Here is an 18,828-nt window from a genome sequence, read left to right as displayed (position 1 = left end):
GCGGCATAGCGTTACGATAAACGCGGCTCATGGCGGGATTTATACGGGGTTGAAGCGCGCTTAGGCCGGTGCCGTGTTTCGGCATCTGTGCGCAGCAGCAAACCAACCATAATGCCCGTGACTAGCAGGCTGGAGCCGCCATAGCTCATCAGCGGCAGCGTCAGCCCCTTGGTCGGCAATAGCCCCGAACTCACCGCCATGTTAATAAATGCCTGCGCGGCGACCACAAAACCGATCCCGTAGCTGACATAAGCGCCAAACAGGTGCCCTGCCAGCTCTGCTTTACGGCCGATCCACATTGCACGGGCAATAAATAGTGTGAACAACAGCACGACGATAATTGCACCGATCATGCCCAACTCCTCAGCGATCACCGCAAAAATAAAGTCGGTGTGTGCTTCGGGCAGGTAGTGTAGTTTTTGCACGCTATTGCCCAGCCCGGTACCAGTGACGTGCCCTCGCCCGAAGGCTATTAACGCTTGGGTTAACTGGTAGCCAGTCGCAAACTGATCAGCCCAGGGATCCAGAAAACTGGTCCAGCGTGCCAGTCGGTAGGGCTCAATCACCACCATCACTACGGCGCCGGAGCCGAGCAGTAGCCCACTGCCACCCAGCAGTACTAGCGATGCACCGCTCATCATCAGCATGCCGATCACACAAACGGTAAACACCACCATGCCGCCGAAGTCGGGCGCTAAAAAAAGCAGCCCAACAGGCACCGCCAGTACGGCTAGCGGGCGCCACATGCTGAACGCACGGCGGCGCAAATCGTAGGTGAAACGCGACATAAACGCCGCCATATAGAATATCAGCCCCACTTTAGCAAATTCAGACACCTGCAAACTTGGCAGCGGCCCCGGCAATGCTATCCAGCGCTTACTGCCATTGATTTCTTGACCGATAATCAACACCAGAACCAAAAGAAATATAGTGGCGAGCAGTATTAATGCAGCATTCTGGCGCCACACTTCAAGCGGCACGCAGAGCATAAATACGCAGGCCATGACGGCGAGCACCAGGAAAACGCCGTGTTGGCGTGAATAGTGATAGGTATCTTCCAGCAAGCCAATAGAGGCCGAACTGACCATGATCCAGCCCAAACCCGCCAAGGCCACCGCAGCCACGATTAACCAGACATCGCAGGGTAAGTCGCGGGTAGAAAGCGTCGTGCGTAGACGCTGAAGTCGACTCATAGCGCTTCCCCGGCTGTAGTAGCTGCTTTATCCAGCACCCAGCGACGAAACACCTCGCCGCGCTGCTGATAGTTGGCAAACTGATCAAGGCTCGCGCAGGCGGGCGAGAGCAACACGCAGTCCCCCGGCTGGGCGAGTTCGAACGCCGCTACCATCGCTTGGGTTAAGTCCTCTACCTGCCGAATGCTAACGTATTCAAGCAACGCGTCGGCTAACCGTGGGGCATCTAATCCAAATAGCAACACATGGCGCGCGCACATCGAGAGAGGCTTCGCCAATGGGGAGAAATCGGCGCCCTTCCCCACTCCCCCCGCCAGCAGGATCAAGCGCCCTTCCAACGTCGCGCCAATGCCATTAATGGCCGCTAAGGTAGCGCCTACATTGGTACCTTTGGTGTCGTTGACCCAGGTGACGCCATTAATTTGTGCAATGACTTCACTCCGGTGCTCCAAGCCTTTAAATTCACCCAGCGCGCGGCGCATGGGTTCCACGGCAAAGCCTAACGCCTGCCCCATGGCCAGTGCAGCCAATACATTGAGGTAGTTGTGCTGACCGGCTATTTTCAACTCATCTATAGCCATCCAAGGGTCAAAGCCCTGCATTAACGTTAGCTTTTTGTGGTGTAGCGCCAGCCCCCACTCATTACCCTCTGGAGCACGCTGAGAAAAGTAAGCTACCTGGTCAACAGGATACGTCGGCCAGGTAAGGGGCTCATCAGCATTCACCACGGCGCTCTCTGCACCGATAAAAATACGCTGCTTTGCGGCACGATAACCGTGCATATCCCCATGACGGTCAAGGTGATCTTCGGATAAATTCAGAAAGGCAGCACAGCTAGCCCCCAGGGAGGGAGTCGTCTCAAGCTGAAAACTTGAAAGCTCAAGGATATACAGTTCAGCATCGGGATGGCTCTCCAACAGGTCCAGCGCGGGGATGCCAAGATTCCCGCCCACCGCCGCCTTAATACCGGCGGCAGTGGCCATTTCACCTAGCAGCGTCGTCACCGTTGATTTGGCATTGGATCCGGTGATGGCTGCAATGGGAGCATTAGCAGCACGTACAAAGAGGGCAATTTCGCCCACGACCATCGGCTCGCCTGTACGTGGATTGTGTTGATCCGCCAGCTCCTTTAAGCCCGGCATGCGCGGGTCAAGCCCCGGGCTAACCACCACTTCTGCAACGTCGCGCAGATCCAGCAACGTTAGTGAGCCACAGTGAACCTCAATGCCTGGATGTGCGGCTTGAAACGCTTTCAACCCCGGTGGTTCAGCACGAGTATCCGCGACCATGTAGGGCACATTCAAGCGGCTTAAATGGCGGCATATCGCACGTCCCGATACCCCTAGCCCCACCACCAGCGTTAAACCTTTAGCAACTCGAACCATCACAGGCTCCCTCTCGCATCATGCCCACATGCATTAACGAATTTTGAGCGTTGCGAGGCCAAGCAGCACCAGCACCACGGTAATAATCCAAAAGCGCACAATTACCCGTGGCTCAGGCCAGCCTTTTAATTCATAGTGATGGTGCAAAGGCGCCATGCGGAAGATGCGTCGCCCAGTGAGCTTATAGGAACCCACTTGAAGAATGACCGATATTGTCTCCATGACAAAAATACCGCCCATGATAAACAGCACAATTTCCTGGCGCACGATCACTGCCACTACGCCCAACGCAGCTCCTAGCGCCAAGGCACCCACGTCGCCCATAAAGACCTGGGCTGGGTAAGTGTTGAACCACAAGAAGCCTAGCCCGGCGCCGGCAATGGTGGCACAAAACACCGCCAGTTCGCCGGTACCGGCAATAAACGGAATATGCAGGTACTCGGCGAACACGGTATTGCCACTGGCATAAGCGAACACCGACAACCCCATGGCCACCAGCACGGTGGGCATAATCGCCAGACCATCGAGACCATCGGTCAAATTAACCGCATTGGAACTTCCTACAATCACAAAGTAGGTAAGCACGATATAGAAAACGCCCAGTGGCAGCGCGATCTCTTTGAACATCGGCACTAACAAACTGGTCTCGACCGGCGTAGAAGCGGTCAAAAAGAGCAGCACCGCCGCTCCAAGGCCGACTACCGATTGCCAGAAATACTTCCAGCGTGCGGGTAAACCGCGCGGATTTTTTTCCACCACTTTGCGATAATCATCGACCCAGCCGATGGCACCAAAGCCCAGCGTGACACCTAATACCACCCAAATATAGAGATTGGTTAAATCACCCCATAGCAAGGTACTCATGGCGATGGCCAGAAGTATCATCGCCCCCCCCATGGTGGGTGTGCCCGCCTTGGAAAGGTGAGACTGAGGACCATCGTCACGCACGGACTGCCCGATTTGCCCTTCGACCAAACGCCGAATCATCCATGGCCCCAGCCATAAGCAGAGCATTAATGACGTGAGAGCGCCTAAAATCACGCGCAGAGTTAAATAATTGACTACCTGAAAAACAGATTGGTACTGCGACAGAAAATTCGCCAAGTGAAGTAACATGAACGGCGTTTACCTTATTTATCCGAACGCAGTGCATTAATGACATGTTCCATGCCCGCACTGCGCGACCCTTTCACCAGCAGTGTGGTGTCCGGCGGCAAAGTATTAATGACATGGCGCGTTAGCGCCTCGTGATCGTTAAAGTGCAGCCCACGACCAAAGGCTTCGCTGGTAGCGCGTGTGGCGTCGCCCAGCGTCAATAGTTCATCAATGCCGAGCTCAGCGGCGTAGTGACCAATATCCGCGTGCAGCGCTGCCGAATCGCCTCCCAGCTCGCCCATCGCTCCTAGTGCACACCAGCGCGGAGCTGGGAAACTCGCCAGCGTATCCAGGGCCGCTTTAACCGCCCCAGGGTTGGCATTGTAAGTGTCATCCAGCAGCTTGGCACCCCGCAAACCGGGTAGCACGGTTAGCCTCCCCGCTAACGCTGGCAGCGTTTCCAAGCGCGCAATGATCTGCTCGGGCAGCACGCCCAGCGCTAATGCCGCAGCGGCAGCGGCCAGGGCATTACTGACGTTATGCTTGCCAAGTAGCGGCAAACGTACCTGTCCAAGGGCTTGGCCATGCTGCAGTAGCGTGAAAGCATACCGCCCTTGAGGATCACAGGAAAGCGCTGCGGCGCTGACATCAGCCTGGGGATGAAAGCCAAAGCTGACAACTCGCTTTGGGGCCGCTCGAGATACCCAAAAGGGGTAGTAGTGATCATCGCGGTTCAATACCGCCGTACCCTGCTCGTTCAGCCCAGCGAGCAGCTCACTTTTTGCCTGGGCGATCTGCCCCATGCCGCCAAATTCACCTACGTGGGCACCGGTCACATTGGTAATAATCGCAATATTGGGCTGTGCCAACGGCGCTGTCCAGGCGATCTCCCCCAAATGATTGGCGCCTAGCTCTATCACAGCGGCTTTATGTTGTTGCCGCAATCGCAACAGGGTCAGCGGCGCGCCGAAATCGTTATTCAGATTCCCCTCGGTCGCCAGCACCTCACCTAGAGGCGCCAGGAGCGCAGCGCACATCTCCTTCACGGTAGTTTTGCCACTATTACCGGTGACAGCCACCAAGGGGCCGTGCCATGCATGCCGATGAGCGCCGGCCAGTAGCCCCAGAGCTAAGCGCGTATCAGGGCACACCAGCTGGGGTAAGTCGCACTCAACGGGAGCGTCAACCAACGCCGCCACCGCACCAAGCTCCATGGCACGCTCAACAAAGTCATGGCCGTCAAAATAGGGGCCCTTTAACGCCACAAACAGGCAACCAGGCTCAATTTTACGGCTATCGGTAATAACCGAGCGAATGGTTAACTGAGCGCTGTCCGATGGCGCTTCGATACACAGCGCCGCAGCCACTTGACTAAGAGCCCAGTGCATTACTGCGCTCTCCGCAGTGCAAAGGCACGCTGAATCTCTTCGCTATCGGTGTAAGGATGGCGCACCCCTTCTATCTCCTGATACGCCTCATGCCCTTTCCCGGCGATCAGTACTACATCCTGAGCACCCGCTTGTTGAATAGCCGCCGCCACGGCCTCACTCCGCGCACCGATTTCAATCGGCTGAAAAGCAGTAGAGAAGCCTGACAAAATCTGCTCACGAATTTGCGCAGCGGACTCGTGGCGAGGGTTATCATCGGTGACCACAATGTGATCCGCCAACTGCTCGGCGGCCCGGGCCATTTCGGCACGCTTACCCGTATCACGCTCCCCGCCGCAACCAAAGACGCACCACAATTTACCGGCGTCGGCCAAGTGAGCACGCAGCGCCTGCAGGGCACTTTTCAAGGCATCCGGTGTGTGGGCGTAATCCACCACCACGCTGGGGGCGCCAACATCACCATACAGCTCCATACGCCCCGGTACGGGCGTAAGTGACGTCGCGGCATCAAACAACGCATCAAGCGGTTCGCCCAGCCCGTACAGTACGGCCATGGCCAACAGCACGTTATCTAAATTAAAGCGACCCATTAACGTTAAGCGCAACATTTTCTCGCCATCAGGCGTGGCGATCATCGCCTGCTGCCCCCAATCAAACGCCTGCCAATCCAGCACTCGCAGCGTAACGGCTTCATCTTGCCCGGTGGCCAGTACACGGACGCGGCTACTGCAACCCGCAAGCATCAAGCGCGCCAGGGGGTCATCACCATTGACCACCGCCAAACCAAGCTCAGAACGCCGAAACAGCTTGGCTTTCGAGGCGGCGTAGGCGGCCATGCTGCCATGGTAGTCCAAATGATCGCGAGTCAGATTGGTAAATACCCCCACGCCGACGCTGACCGCGTCCAAACGGTACTGATCCAGGGCGTGGGAAGAGGCTTCCAGGGCGACGCGCGTGACGCCCTGCTGTGCCAGCGTACCCAACGTCGCCTGCAGCGCCAGGGGGCCAGGCGTGGTTAAACCACTATCGCTCAACGCGCCTGGGCGCCCCACGCCTAATGTGCCGACCAGACCCGCAGGTGTTCCCAACGCTTCGCTGAGGGCCGCGATATAGTGAGTGACGGAGCTTTTACCGTTAGTACCGGTCACCGCAATCACTTCCATATCGCCGGGCACCTTATACAGCGCCCGCCCCAGCTCGCCCAAACGTGACGATAAATGCGGCAGTTTCAGCACCCGCCCCTCAAGCTCGACATCGCCGTGTACCCCTTGGGCTAAAACCAGCGCAGCGCCAGCTTCAAGCGCTTGTTCGATAAAATCGCGGCCGTCACGCTGGCTCCCAGGCACGGCCACAAAAATATCCCCCTCCGCCAGCTTGCGAGAGTTCATCTCAATATGCACCTGATCCGGCAGCTTCGGCAGACCAGCGGGCAGTGGCGACTTGGGCCATACTTGCTTGAGTGCCGCTAAAACATCGTCTGGGCTCAGCGTCATGCCATCTCCTTAAAAAGCTACTCCGCCTCGTGATCCGGCGGAACATCCAACAAGCGTAAAGCATTCCCTGTCACACTGGAAAAAACCGGCGCCGCGACAGCGCCGCCGTAGAACTCGCCTGCTTTGGGGTGATCGATCATTACCACAGTGACGATACGCGGATCAGAGATGGGCGCAATTCCAGCAAAAACGCTGCGGTAAGCATCAGTGGTATAGCCTTGCTGGCCTATTTTGCGCACCGTGCCCGTTTTGCCTCCCACGCGATAACCCTCTACACGCGCCCGCCTGCCGCCGGTATAGGCAGCTACTGAGGTTTCGAGAATATTCAGCAGGTCATTAGCAACCGTCGGCTCTATCACCGGTGAGCCTTGGGGCGGCTCAGAAAGACGCAGCAGCGATGGCGGCAGACGCACGCCGTCATTGGCTAATGCCGTGTAAGCACTCGCCAGTTGCACCGCTGACACAGAGAGGCCGTAACCGTAAGAGAGTGTCGCCCGTTCGCTGCGTGACCAGCGAACCGGCGCCGGTAGGCTGCCAGTGGATTCACCAGGAAAACCGGTTCCAGGCGCCTGCCCCAGCCCTAACTGATTATACTTTTCCCAAATCGCCGTATCGCTTAATTGCAGCGCCAAGCGAGACATACCCACATTCGATGACTTCTCAAGAATGCCGGGTAGATCCAGCTCGCCATAATTACGGAAATCGCGAATGGTGAACTGATCCAGTCGCATCCAACCGGGCGAGGTATCCACCACCGCGTCGCGATCCACCACGCCACTCTCTAACACGGCGGCCATGGCCAGCGGCTTCATCACCGAACCGGGCTCAAATACATCGACCAACGCCTGGTTACGCAGCCCACGCGGATCAAGCCCCGCTCGGTTATTAGGGTTGTAAGAGGGCAAGTTGGCCATCGCCAATACCTCTCCCGTGCGGGCATCCATCATCACCAGCACGCCACCATCAGCCTCATTCTCGGCCACCGCTGCACGCAGTTCACGGTAGGCCATATATTGAATACGCTGATCAATCGCTAAGGTCAGCTCGCCTCCCGGCTGGGCTTCGTTGATAACGCCCAACTCACGAACCAGACGCCCGCGGCGGTCTTTAATCACTCGCCGCTGGCCAGGCCGGCCCGCCAGGTAAGGTTGATAGGAGAGCTCTAAGCCCTCCTGACCGACATCATCAACGTTCGTCACCCCCAGCAACTGAGCAGCGACCTCACCCGCGGGATAGTAGCGTTTATATTCACGCTGTGGGTAAACGCCGGGCGTGCGCAAGTTAAGAATCTGCTGGGCTGCCGCGGGGGTCATCTGGCGGCGTAAATACATGAACTCATGCTCGCTAAAGCGCGCCACCCGCGCCTCAAAATCACTCAGCGACATGCCCAGCGCCTGGGCCAGCATCACCCGCTGTATCGCATCGTCGGGAAGTTCTTGCGGATTAGCCCATAGGGTCACCACCGGCGTAGAAATCGCCAACGGTTCACCATTGCGGTCTGTAATCATGCCACGGTGGGCGGGGATTGTTTCGTGACGTAGGGTTCGCGCATCGCCCTGACTTTGTAGAAAGGGACGGTCAATGACCTGCAGCAAAGTAATACGGCCAATCAAAATAGCCGATGCCAAGCCAATCGCGAGAAGAATAAACATGAAACGCCCGCCGCCGAGCGGGGGCGCAATGGGAGCCTGACGCGAGGTACCGCCTCGGCGTTCGCTTCTCATGGCCGAATCACCTCAACATCATGGACATCGGGGATCCGCATACCCAGGCGCTCGGTGGCAATTTGTTCAATACGGGCAGGTGTCGACCAGGCGCCCTCCTCAAGCAGCAACTGCCCCCACTCCGTTTGCAGCTGGTTCTCTTCCTGCTCCAGCTGTTGCAGCTGCGCAAATTGAACCCGCGTCATATGGGTAGTGACTACCACGCCCAACCCAGAGGCCATGCAGAGTAGAAACAGTAGCGAAATAGCCACCGGCCAGGCGCGTAGACGCAGCCTGAAAGGCCATTCGGTGCGTAGCGTGGTTGCCCACTGCTCAATCCGATCCATGCTCATGATGACATTTACATCCGTTTGCGTGCAGCCCGCATGACGGCACTGCGTGCGCGAGGATTAGCATCCACCTCCTCCTCGCTTGGCCGCACACCTTTGCCGAGCGCTTCAAGACGCCGATTCATTTGATCGTCGCGAATCGGCACCCCTCGCGGCAGGTCGGTATCACCGCGGACATGGTGACGAATAAAGCGCTTCACGCGACGATCTTCCAACGAGTGAAAGCTGATAACCACTAAGTGGCCACCGGGCGCCAGCGCCTCTAACGCGGCGTCTAAAGCACTGTCTAACTGCTCCAGCTCGCCGTTGACGAAAATACGCAGCCCTTGAAACGCTTTCGTGGCAGGGTGGCGCCCTTTTTCCCAGGCGGGATGGGCTACTTTTAACACCTCGGCCAGATCCACCGTGTGGGTAAACGGCTTCTCAACCCGGCGAGTGACCACGGCGCGGGCCAAACGTTTGGCATAGCGCTCTTCGCCATAGGTTTTGAATACGTAGGCAATGTCTGCTTCACTGGCCCGGGCCAGAAAATCAGCCACACTTTGCCCCTGGGTAGGATCCATACGCATATCTAGCGGCCCATCGCGCATAAAGCTAAAGCCGCGCTCGGGGTCATCCAACTGAGGCGATGAAACGCCAACATCAAGCAGTACCCCTGACAGTTTGCCGTACAGACCTTGCTCACGAGCAAACTCACCAAGCTGAGCAAATTCACGCTGGGTAATCTGGAAGCGCTGATCGTCTACTTCTGCGGCCGCAGCAATTGCCTGGGGGTCACGATCCATAGCGAGCAACCGGCCTTGGGCATCCAAACGATCAAGAATCAACCGTGAGTGACCGCCTCTCCCGAAAGTCCCGTCTAAATAGACACCCTGCGTATCGTGAACAAGGGCATCGACAGCCCCCTCCAGTAGTACGCTGGTATGGCGAAAGCGGGAAGCAACCTGTTCAGCGTCAGGAGAAGGCATTTTTTTCTCACACAAGATGTTAGAGACAACGTAATAAAGAGCGTGCAGGCACGCCCTAAAGTGGAAATGGGGGAGTCAGCCGATAAGCCGGGTTCTGTCGTGGACAGCCATTCCTCTAGGCGCTGCGTTACCACAGCGCTCAAGCAACCTACCCGGATCCAGCGCGGGCCACGCCATTGGATCCCTATTTGGTCTTGCTCCGAGTGGGGTTTACCATGCCACGCACTGTTGCCAGGCGCGCGGTGCGCTCTTACCGCACCCTTTCACCCTTACCGGCCCCAGAGGTTTATTTCAGGGGCTTAGGCGGTCTACTCTCTGCTGCACTTTCCGTCGGCTCACGCCGCCCAGGCGTTACCTGGCACTCTGCCCTATGGAGCCCGGACTTTCCTCCCCCAACACCTTTTGAGGGGTATCAGCGGCGACTGTCTGGCCAACTCCGGCGGCAAGCATACCAGCGCCCTCGGCTAGCCTCAATGCTCACCTTTAATTGCTTGCAAACGCGCGTACCAGACTTGCTTACGACCACCGAGCATTCTCGCCGCAATCGCAGCACTCTGCTTTACACCAACCCCCTCTGCCAACAGCGCCTCTAGCAAGGTATCTGCCGATATATCCTGATGCTCACTCTGTGCCACCGGCGGGGCGCCGGCGACAATCACCACGAATTCACCGCGGGCTTGATTAGGATCGGCCGCTAAACGCTCCAACAAGGATTCAGGCGTACCATGCAGAAAGGTTTCGAAGGTTTTGGTTAGCTCACGAGCCAGCACCATATCGCGCCCCGCCATTTGCTCCTGCAACGCTTCAAGGGTGTGCACGATACGATGAGGGGATTCATAAAACACCAGCGTCTCTTCGCGGCTTTTCCAACCCTCCAGTGCTTGGCGGCGTGCGCCAGACTTGGCAGGCAGAAAACCAGCAAACACAAAACGATCTGTCGGCATCCCCGCCCCGGATAGCGCCGTAATCAGTGCGCAGGGGCCGGGGATAGGTACAATATGGCGATTGCGGGCGCGTAACTCTCGCACCAGAACAAAGCCAGGATCACTGATGAGTGGTGTTCCAGCGTCGCTGATCAAGGCAATATCTTCGCCTGCAGCGAGATAACTGTCTAGCGTATCCACACGGCGCGCTTCATTGTGTTCATGCAAAGAGAGCATAGGTTTATTCAACCCCAAGTGCGCCAACAGGCGCCCACTATGGCGGGTATCTTCAGCCGCAACTCGCGAAACTTGCCCTAATACCCGAGCGGCACGCGCGGTTAAGTCATCCAAATTCCCAATTGGCGTGGCAACCACGTACAATGTGCCCGGATTATCGTCTGTCATTGTTGACTCTCAATTCGTTGATGGCTTGCCCTGCTGGTGCGCTATGCTTGTGCAGTGGCTTGGTCAATCGCTGACAAGCAGCGACAGCGCAAATGGAAACCTAAGGAAGGATACATGAAACAGTCATTACGTGGCTTACTCGCCGCTGCCCTCATGGCACTTCTCGTTGCTGGCTGTGCGATGCAGTCGCCTAGCGTGGTAGATCGTGCGCCCGATGAAGATCCTGGGCAGCTACTCAGCCAAGCGGAACAGCAAGCACCAGAACAAGCCGCCAAGACACGCCTGGAAGCGGCGAATATTCTGGCCCGCCAAGGTGAGCGCGACAGAGCCTTTGAAACCGCCGACGGGATCGATGAAAGCCTGCTATCAGAGCCCGATCGGGTACGCTGGGCATTGCTGTTTTCCGAGCTCGCCCGTGCTTTGAACGAGCCGCGCGCGGTGCTTCGCGCCACCCAAGTGCTTGACGACGAACTACCGATGCAGGCCAGTCAGCAGGAGAGGCTTGAAGAGCGCCAACGCTGGGCTCGCGAGGCGCTCGATCAACCCAGCGGCGCCGTTAGTGTCGCCCTGCCTGAGCTTGAAGGGCAGGCGATACGCCGTATCGTTGTTGCTTTGCCGGAATCAGGCCCACTCAGCAGTGTCGCCAACACCATCGCCTCTGCCATGCGTCAACACCATGATGTCAAAGGGGGCAACGTCGAGCTGAGCTTCCTGGACGCCTCGCGCTACTCAATGGATGAGCTTTATGACCGCGCACAGCAGATGAATGCGCAGTTAATCATCGGCCCACTAGATAAAGATCAGGTCACCCAGCTAGAGCAACGCGACAGCGTGCCGCTGCCGACACTGGCACTCAACTATGGCAGCGGCGACAACAACCAGGCCCAGCGCCTCTTCCAGTATGGCCTGTCGGCCGAAGATGAAGCACGCCAGGTTGCCCGCCGCGCCTGGCAGGATGGCCACCGCCAAATGTCTATGATGGTTCCGGATAACGGCTGGGGCCGACGGGTAGGCGAAGCCTTCTGGAATGAGTGGCACAGCCAGGGCGGCGAAATCACTAATGCCGTGCGCTACAACCCAGAGAGTTCGGTCTCCAACGCCGTGCAAACCGCCCTCAATGTCAGCGGTGATCGCGCTCGTCTTAGTAACATTGACGCACTCTTTTTACTCGCCCTACCTGAGTATGCACGTCAGGTACCACCCACCATGGATTACTACTACGCTCCCAACCTGCCGATCTATGCCACCTCACACTTACACGAAGGGCGTCTGCAGACGCGCCTGGATCAAGATCTTAACGATGTCATGTTTGTGGATATTCCCTGGCAGATCCCTGATGCGGCCGTTGGCGGCGAAGAAGCTCTCCCTTTTGCAGCGACCTACCGGAGCTTGCGCGACGAATCGGACGCTTCCATGTTTCGCCTAATGGCCATGGGCGTGGATGCTTACGAACTGGCCCTTCGTTTTACCAATCTTGACGAGCTCAACGGTCTCAATGGAAGCACCGGCACGCTCTATCTGCGTGACGATGGACGCATTTACCGTGAACTGCCATGGGCGAAATTCCAGAATGGCGTTCCATCACCTATTTTAATTCCTAACCTGGACGAAAGTGACGACTAACGCCCACACTGCCCGTGCCCGCGGCGCAGCCATTGAGCAAATTGCCGCTCAATGGCTGCGCCAACAGGGACTCACCCTCGTTACGCAGAACCACTACGTGAAAGGGGGTGAGCTTGACTTGGTCATGCGAGACGGCGATATTCTCGTGTTTGTTGAAGTTAAACATCGCACTACAACGCGCTACGGGCACCCGCTGGAAACCGTCACTTACCAGAAGCAGCAGCGCCTCGTACGTGCGGCACGGCTATATATCGCCCGCGGCGGGCTTTCATCGCCCTGCCGCTTTGATATCCTGGCGATAACGGGCAAGCCGCCCAACCTCGAATTTGATTGGGTGAAAGCCGCCTTCGATGCCTTTTAACTGTTTTTGAAGCTTTTTTTAAAACGGTTTTTAACACTCAAATTTAACCAGGAAGCCCTGATGGACTTTCAATCTCGGATACTCGGCCACTTCAACGCCAGCATCGACACCAAGACATATGCCAGCGAAGTACTCCCGCCGTTTATTGAAGTAGCCAGCCAAATGATGGTGCAGTGCCTTGTTAGCGAAGGGAAAATTCTTAGTTGCGGCAACGGTGGCAGCGCTGGCGATAGCCAGCACTTCTCTTCGGAGTTACTCAATCGCTTTGAGCGTGAACGCCCCAGCCTACCCGCACTGGCACTGACTACCGATACCTCTACGCTGACCTCAATTGCCAATGACTATAGCTATAATGAGGTATTTTCAAAGCAAATTCGCGCCTTAGGACAGCCAGGTGATGTACTGTTAGCCATCTCCACCAGCGGTAATTCGGGCAATATCGTCCAAGCCATTCAAGCTGCCCATGATCGCGACATGACAGTGGTCGCCCTCACCGGCCGCGACGGTGGCGATATGGCGTCGCTTTTAGGCCAGGATGACTGCGAGATTCGCGTCCCGGCAACATCGACGGCGCGTATTCAGGAGGTTCACCTACTGGTGATTCACTGTTTATGCGATCTTATCGATGAACAGCTATTTGGCAGCGCTTAGTCGTTTTTTACTGCGTCCCCACAACCACGATGTTTTTAACTGCTAGCCTCAAGGAGTCATACCGATGACCCAACGTCCTTCCTCCCGCGGCCTAATGGTAGCTATGCTTTGTGCAGCGCTCTTCATGACTGGCTGCGCCAATAATTCAGCCTCCAATCAGTCCAACTACGCCCAGCGCAGTGACGATGTGGAAGCCGTCGACACGACCATAGAGCGTGAAGTAGGACGAGCCCTGGAGCGCGCGGATGCACGCCTGGCAGACGCACGCATACGCGCCCATAGCTATAACGGCGTTGTACTACTGGTGGGACAAGTGCCTAGCGAAGAGCTTCGCGACATGGCGGAAGACGTGACCAGCAACCTACGCGGCGTTAACCGGGTTCATAACGAGTTAACCATTGCCGCCAACCTACCAGCAAGCCAACGTCTGGCCGATACGTGGCTAACCACTAATGTCGTTAGCCATTTGGCAACTAATGACCGCATCGACTCTTCAAAAATAAAGGTCACCACTGAAAATGCCAGCGTTTACCTGATGGGCCGTGTTAGCCGTGAAGAGGCTGACCGCATTGTCAACGCAGCCTCCTCAGTTGGCGGCGTTCAGCGGATCGTAAAGGTATTTGATTACCTCGACTAACCACACCAGCGACCTCTGGTAGCCACAAAAAAGCCTCGCTTATTAAGCGAGGCTTTTTTGTGGGCGTGACCCTAGGCTATTTAACAACCCGCAGGGTCGGCTTTTTCTTCGCCTTGCTCTTTGCTTGCGCCTCTTTATCAGCGTCTTCGCTTGAAGCGTTAGAATCGCTACCAGGATTTTCAGCAACCGGCTCAGTCACCGACAGCTCAGGCTTGGTAGAGGGTTTCTCCTCCTCCTCAATATCGCCAAAGGATTCGGCACCTTCGCCCAATTCAGGCTCATGGCCAAAGACCATACCAGCACCATTCTCTCGAGCATAGATAGCGATTAACGCCTCGGTCGGTATCATCACCTGCATAGGCTGCCCGCCAAAGCGTGCATTAAAGCCTATCGCCTGATTCTCCATAAAAAGATCACGCACGGCGGTCGGTGCCACGTTCAAAACGATCTGACCGTTTTGAACAAACTGACGGGGCACCTCCACGCCAGGCAAGGTAGCGTCAACCACCAGATAAGGCGTTAGCTCATTATCCAACAACCACTCATAGAGTGCTCGGGCGAGATAGGGGCGACTCGATTTCATCTAGACTCCCTCCTCCTTACAAGAAAGGCTCCCTGCCCTTACCAAGCACACAGGAGCCAAATGAATTCAAGCGCGCATCTCTTTTTCACGCTCACTCAAAGATGCCTTAAACGCTTCACGCTCGAATACTCGTGACATGTAGGACAGCAGCGGCTTAACCTGCTTTTCAGGCAACTCGATATTGAGATCCGGCAAACGCCACAAGACAGGAGCCAAACAGCAATCCACCAGCGTAAACTCTTCGCTCATGAAATAAGGCATATCTTCAAAAATCGGCGATATGCCAATCAAGCTTTCACGCAGCTCTTTACGCGCTCTATCCGCTTCTTTCTTTCCACCGCTGCGGATTAAATCAACCATTGGGCACCACTCGCGCTCAATGCGGTGCATCCATAGGCGGCTTTGCGCGCGCGCCACTGGATAAACAGGCAACAGCGGAGGATGCGGGAAACGCTCATCCAAGTACTCCATCATAACCTTTGATTCATACAGCACCAGGTCACGATCTAACAGTGTCGGCACACTGTTGTACGGGTTGAGGTCTGCCAGCTCTTCCGGTGGTTTTTCATCGAGCACATCGACGATATCGACGGCAACCCCCTTCTCGGCCAACACAATGCGCACACGATGACTGAAATGATCATCACTACCTGAGTAAAAGATCATCGACGACCGCTTGGCCACAACACCCATGAAAGCATCCTCACATCAAAACAATCTTGGATAATAACACGCCAGCGCTACCTTAGGGGAAGCTAGCCTGCTTTGCTTTATTGCCATGCTGACAAGCAAAAGGCGCACGGCTTACGCCGTGCGCCCCACTGACCATCAGCTACTACTAATTAGTGGATGTCTCGCCAGTACTCACGCTTGAGCAGGTAAGCTATCACACCAAAAATAAAGATAAAGATCAGCACTTTAGGCGCCAGCGCCTGGGCCTGAAGCTTGGAGGGCTCACCTACATAAGCCAGGAAGTTAGTAAGATCATACATCGCTTCCTCAAACTCAGCAGGCTCGAGCGCACCCGGCTCGGTCACTTGCAGCACATCACAAGACTGGTACTTGCCCGACAACGCGTCGGGCTCTTGGCCTGCAACCGGGTGATCCGTTTCAGCACACACCAGCTCCTGCACGCCCTGCAGCGGCTCCAACACGTTAGGCATCGCCACCAAGTCAAACACGGTATTATTGACGCCCGTGGGACGACTAGGATCTTTGTAGAAACCAAGCAGGTAAGAGTAGATCCAGTCGGTTCCACGCACACGTGTTTTAAGCGATAGGTCGGGCGGCGGCGCACCGAACCAACTCTCCGCGTCGCCACTGTTCATGGCATTGTGCATCTGATCGTTATAGGCCAACTCAGGCGAGAAGATCAGATTCTCTTCAACCAGATCCTGAGGCATTCCCAAGTCGTCAGCCGCACGAGCAAAACGCTGGTATTGAAGCGAGTGGCAACCCATGCAGTAGTTAACATAGAGCTTCATGCCATTTTGCAGCGAGGCTTGATCGTGCAGATCAGGATCCATCGAGTGAGGCACACTGGCGCCTCCTGCAGCCATCGCGGTTACTGGCACTAAGGCGAAAAGGAGTCCAAATAGATACTTTTTCATTAGCCAGTCACCCTTTCCGGAACGGGTTTAGTCTTCTCCAGCTTGGTGTAGAACGGCATCAAGACAAAGAAGGCGAAGTAAATCACGGTGCACGCCTGAGCTAGCAGCGTCCTGCCCTCTGTCGATGGCAACACACCCAAAACCCCAAGGATGACAAAGCTGATAGCAAACAGCGTCAGCATGACTTTCGACATCCAGCCTTTGTAGCGCATAGAGCGCACGGGGCTACGATCCAGCCAGGGCAGAACAAACAGGATCGCGATCGCCGCACCCATAAATATAACGCCCAGGAACTTAGCGTCTAAGCCAAATACCGAGAAGGTTATCGCGCGGAGGATGGCGTAGAAAGGCGTCATGTACCAAACCGGCGCAATGTGATCAGGCGTCTGAAGCGGGTTCGCAGGATCAAAGTTAGGCCGCTCAATAAAGTAGCCGCCGCCCTCTGGGAAGTAGAACACCACCACACAGAACACAAACAGGAACACAGCCACACCCACAAGGTCTTTTACCGTGTAGTAGGGATGGAACGGAATTCCATCCAGCGGCACACCGGCCTCATCTTTCTTCTGCTTGATATCAATGCCATCTGGGTTGTTTGAACCCACTTCATGCAGGGCAATAATGTGCAGCACAACGAGCGCCAGAATGACGATTGGCAGTGCAACCACATGCAGGGCAAAGAACCGGTTGAGGGTAATGCCTGAAATCAGGAAATCGCCTCGTACCCACTGCGCCAGGTCGGGGCCGATCGCCGGGATAGCCGAAAACAGCGAGATGATCACCTGCGCACCCCAGTAGGACATTTGCCCCCACGGCAGCAGGTAACCCATAAAGGCTTCCGCCATTAGCACTAGGTAAATCGTCATACCAAAGACCCACACCAACTCACGGGGCGCTTTGTAAGAACCGTACAAGAGGCCACGGAACATATGCAGATAGACGACGAGGAAGAACGCGGAGGCGCCGGTGGTGTGCATATAGCGAATCAACCACCCCCACTCCACATCGCGCATTATGTATTCGACGGAATCGAACGCACCTTCCGCGGAGGGGTTAAAGCTCATGGTCAGCCAAACCCCGGTCAGGATTTGGTTAACCAGTGCCAGTAGTGCTAGCGAGCCAAAGAAGTACCAAAAGTTGAAGTTTTTCGGCGCGTAATACTTGGAGAGATGCTCTTGCCACATCTGAGTAGCAGGAAAACGATCATCCACCCACCGCATGATGCCCTTTTCCGCCTTGGCTTTATTCGGATTACCCATTAGGCAGTCTCCTCATCTTCGCCGATGACAATGATATCGTCATTTTCAAAGCGGTAGGGTGGCACCTCAAGGTTGGTTGGGGCGGGAACGTTGCTGAACACGCGACCAGCCAAGTCAAAGCGAGAACCATGGCAAGGACAGAAGAAGCCACCCGGCCAGTTATCAACGCCGACACCCTCAGCATCGGGCTCCGGACGAAAGAGCGGCGAACAGCCCAAATGCGTACAGATGCCGATCAACACCCCAATCTCAGGTTTGATTGAGCGCATATGCCCTTCAATATAAGCAGGCTGCTGTGGCACGGCTGACTCTGGATCAGCGAGCACCCCCTCACCGAGCGACTCAGTGCGCTCAATCATTTCAGGTGTGCGATTGATGATCCAAATCGGACGCCCTCGCCACTCGACGATCATCCGCTCTCCGGGTTCAAGCTTGGATATGTCTGCTTGAACGGGAGCGCCCGCCGCTCTTGCCCTGGCACTAGGCTGCCAAGAAGCCACAAAGGGTACCGCAACCCCGACAGCACCTACCGCACCCACTACGGAGGTGGCGCCTACGAGGAAACGGCGTCGGCCTTTGTTTACGCCGTTATCTGCCATTTCAGGTTTCTCCCATCAGCTTACCCGTTCCGCCGCAAAGGCGTCTTGCGACGACGAATATTAATTACGCTCTATGGTAAAAAAACAAAGCGCTGTGCACAAGAACAACCGCTCGTGACCATAGTGGTACAAGCAATATAATTTTTTGATATTCCAATAAAAAACGCCCAGGTCGAAGACCTGGGCGTTTTGCCGCATAGCGTAGAAATTAACGCTTGGAGAACTGCGGACGACGACGTGCTTTGCGCAGACCGACTTTCTTACGTTCAACTTGACGCGCATCACGCGTTACGTAGCCAGCGGCACGCAGCGAAGGACGCAGGTCTTCGTTGTAGTTCATCAGGGCACGGGTAATGCCGTGACGAATAGCGCCAGCTTGAGAAGAGCCACCGCCGCCAGCGACAGTCACGAAGATGTCAAACTGGTTCAACGTTTCAGTCAACTCAAGCGGCTGACGAACAACCATACGACCGGTAACACGACCGAAATAGAGGTCGAGATCTTTGTCGTTGACTGTAATTTTGCCAGAGCCCGGCTTCATAAACACGCGAGCGGTGGAAGTCTTGCGGCGCCCGGTACCGTAATACTGCTGTGTCATGGCG

Annotated in this window: 19 protein-coding genes and 1 other RNA gene; 4 read left to right on the top strand and 16 right to left on the bottom strand. The window is 56.0% G+C overall.

Annotated features, from left to right (window positions below; all coding sequences use genetic code 11):
- Nucleotides 1-11 precede the first annotated feature (11 nt).
- From ftsW to rsmI, 10 genes are all read right to left on the bottom strand, one after another.
- A complete protein-coding gene (gene ftsW / locus ACFIOZ_RS08525; protein ID WP_386083255.1) occupies nt 12-1,193 on the bottom strand; it encodes a putative lipid II flippase FtsW in 1,182 nt (393 codons plus the stop codon).
- On the bottom strand, nt 1,190-2,578 hold the full coding sequence (gene murD, locus ACFIOZ_RS08520; protein WP_386083254.1) for a UDP-N-acetylmuramoyl-L-alanine--D-glutamate ligase: 1,389 nt from the start codon (nt 2,576-2,578) through the stop codon (nt 1,190-1,192). The genes ftsW and murD overlap by 4 nt, the downstream gene beginning before the upstream one ends.
- A 33-nt stretch (nt 2,579-2,611) precedes the next feature.
- Nucleotides 2,612-3,694, bottom strand: a complete 1,083-nt coding sequence (mraY, locus tag ACFIOZ_RS08515; RefSeq protein WP_386083253.1) for a phospho-N-acetylmuramoyl-pentapeptide-transferase — start codon at nt 3,692-3,694, stop codon at nt 2,612-2,614.
- Nucleotides 3,695-3,708: 14 nt separating this feature from the next.
- Nucleotides 3,709-5,061 carry a UDP-N-acetylmuramoyl-tripeptide--D-alanyl-D-alanine ligase gene (locus ACFIOZ_RS08510; RefSeq protein ID WP_386083252.1) on the bottom strand — a complete coding sequence of 451 codons (1,353 nt, stop codon included), beginning with the start codon at nt 5,059-5,061 and terminating at the stop codon, nt 3,709-3,711.
- Entirely contained in the window at nt 5,061-6,554 is a 1,494-nt protein-coding gene (locus tag ACFIOZ_RS08505; protein ID WP_386083251.1) for a UDP-N-acetylmuramoyl-L-alanyl-D-glutamate--2,6-diaminopimelate ligase, read from the bottom strand. The genes ACFIOZ_RS08510 and ACFIOZ_RS08505 overlap by 1 nt, the downstream gene beginning before the upstream one ends.
- A 17-nt stretch (nt 6,555-6,571) precedes the next feature.
- Nucleotides 6,572-8,278 carry a peptidoglycan D,D-transpeptidase FtsI family protein gene (locus tag ACFIOZ_RS08500; RefSeq protein ID WP_386083250.1) on the bottom strand — a complete coding sequence of 569 codons (1,707 nt, stop codon included), beginning with the start codon at nt 8,276-8,278 and terminating at the stop codon, nt 6,572-6,574.
- Entirely contained in the window at nt 8,275-8,610 is a 336-nt protein-coding gene (gene ftsL / locus ACFIOZ_RS08495; RefSeq protein ID WP_386083249.1) for a cell division protein FtsL, read from the bottom strand. The genes ACFIOZ_RS08500 and ftsL overlap by 4 nt, the downstream gene beginning before the upstream one ends.
- Before the next feature lie 8 nt (nt 8,611-8,618).
- Entirely contained in the window at nt 8,619-9,575 is a 957-nt protein-coding gene (gene rsmH, locus ACFIOZ_RS08490) for a 16S rRNA (cytosine(1402)-N(4))-methyltransferase RsmH (protein ID WP_386083247.1), read from the bottom strand.
- A 67-nt stretch (nt 9,576-9,642) separates the two neighbouring features.
- Nucleotides 9,643-10,013: RNase P RNA component class A (gene rnpB, locus ACFIOZ_RS08485), an RNA gene on the bottom strand.
- A gap of 32 nt (nt 10,014-10,045) precedes the next feature.
- On the bottom strand, nt 10,046-10,903 hold the full coding sequence (rsmI, locus tag ACFIOZ_RS08480) for a 16S rRNA (cytidine(1402)-2'-O)-methyltransferase (protein ID WP_386083245.1): 858 nt from the start codon (nt 10,901-10,903) through the stop codon (nt 10,046-10,048).
- 114 nt (nt 10,904-11,017) lie between these two features.
- On the opposite strand from rsmI, the gene ACFIOZ_RS08475 reads away from it, so the two are divergent.
- From ACFIOZ_RS08475 to ACFIOZ_RS08460, 4 genes are all read left to right on the top strand, one after another.
- The gene (locus ACFIOZ_RS08475) at nt 11,018-12,526 is read left to right on the top strand and encodes a penicillin-binding protein activator (RefSeq protein ID WP_386083243.1); all 1,509 of its coding nucleotides are present in this window, start codon (nt 11,018-11,020) and stop codon (nt 12,524-12,526) included.
- On the top strand, nt 12,516-12,887 hold the full coding sequence (locus tag ACFIOZ_RS08470) for a YraN family protein (protein WP_211593562.1): 372 nt from the start codon (nt 12,516-12,518) through the stop codon (nt 12,885-12,887). The genes ACFIOZ_RS08475 and ACFIOZ_RS08470 overlap by 11 nt, the downstream gene beginning before the upstream one ends.
- Nucleotides 12,888-12,947: 60 nt before the next feature.
- Nucleotides 12,948-13,538, top strand: a complete 591-nt coding sequence (locus tag ACFIOZ_RS08465) for a phosphoheptose isomerase (RefSeq protein ID WP_008958676.1) — start codon at nt 12,948-12,950, stop codon at nt 13,536-13,538.
- 64 nt (nt 13,539-13,602) lie between these two features.
- Complete coding sequence (locus tag ACFIOZ_RS08460) at nt 13,603-14,175, top strand: BON domain-containing protein (RefSeq protein WP_386083242.1); 573 nt, start codon at nt 13,603-13,605, stop codon at nt 14,173-14,175.
- 76 nt (nt 14,176-14,251) lie between these two features.
- Here ACFIOZ_RS08460 and ACFIOZ_RS08455 read toward each other — a convergent pair whose 3' ends face one another.
- The 6 genes from ACFIOZ_RS08455 to rpsI all read right to left on the bottom strand — a co-directional run bounded on the left by ACFIOZ_RS08455 (nt 14,252) and on the right by rpsI (nt 18,824).
- The gene (locus ACFIOZ_RS08455) at nt 14,252-14,758 is read right to left on the bottom strand and encodes a ClpXP protease specificity-enhancing factor (RefSeq protein WP_386083241.1); all 507 of its coding nucleotides are present in this window, start codon (nt 14,756-14,758) and stop codon (nt 14,252-14,254) included.
- Nucleotides 14,759-14,824: 66 nt separating this feature from the next.
- A complete protein-coding gene (sspA, locus tag ACFIOZ_RS08450; protein ID WP_088698587.1) occupies nt 14,825-15,451 on the bottom strand; it encodes a stringent starvation protein SspA in 627 nt (208 codons plus the stop codon).
- Nucleotides 15,452-15,600: 149 nt separating this feature from the next.
- On the bottom strand, nt 15,601-16,368 hold the full coding sequence (locus tag ACFIOZ_RS08445; protein ID WP_386083240.1) for a cytochrome c1: 768 nt from the start codon (nt 16,366-16,368) through the stop codon (nt 15,601-15,603).
- On the bottom strand, nt 16,368-17,627 hold the full coding sequence (locus tag ACFIOZ_RS08440; RefSeq protein ID WP_386083239.1) for a cytochrome b: 1,260 nt from the start codon (nt 17,625-17,627) through the stop codon (nt 16,368-16,370). Before ACFIOZ_RS08440 ends, ACFIOZ_RS08445 begins: the two co-directional genes overlap by 1 nt.
- The gene (gene petA / locus ACFIOZ_RS08435; protein WP_386083238.1) at nt 17,627-18,226 is read right to left on the bottom strand and encodes a ubiquinol-cytochrome c reductase iron-sulfur subunit; all 600 of its coding nucleotides are present in this window, start codon (nt 18,224-18,226) and stop codon (nt 17,627-17,629) included. The genes ACFIOZ_RS08440 and petA overlap by 1 nt, the downstream gene beginning before the upstream one ends.
- Before the next feature lie 208 nt (nt 18,227-18,434).
- Nucleotides 18,435-18,824: a 30S ribosomal protein S9 gene (gene rpsI / locus ACFIOZ_RS08430; protein WP_226249779.1), complete on the bottom strand. Its 390-nt coding sequence runs from the start codon at nt 18,822-18,824 to the stop codon at nt 18,435-18,437.
- Nucleotides 18,825-18,828: the final 4 nt, after the last annotated feature.

It is taken from the genome of Vreelandella sp. F11, from assembly GCF_042466685.1.
Lineage (GTDB): Bacteria > Pseudomonadota > Gammaproteobacteria > Pseudomonadales > Halomonadaceae > Vreelandella.
Note: the sequence above shows the minus strand (reverse complement) of the source record. Positions and strands in the feature narration are given on the sequence as shown.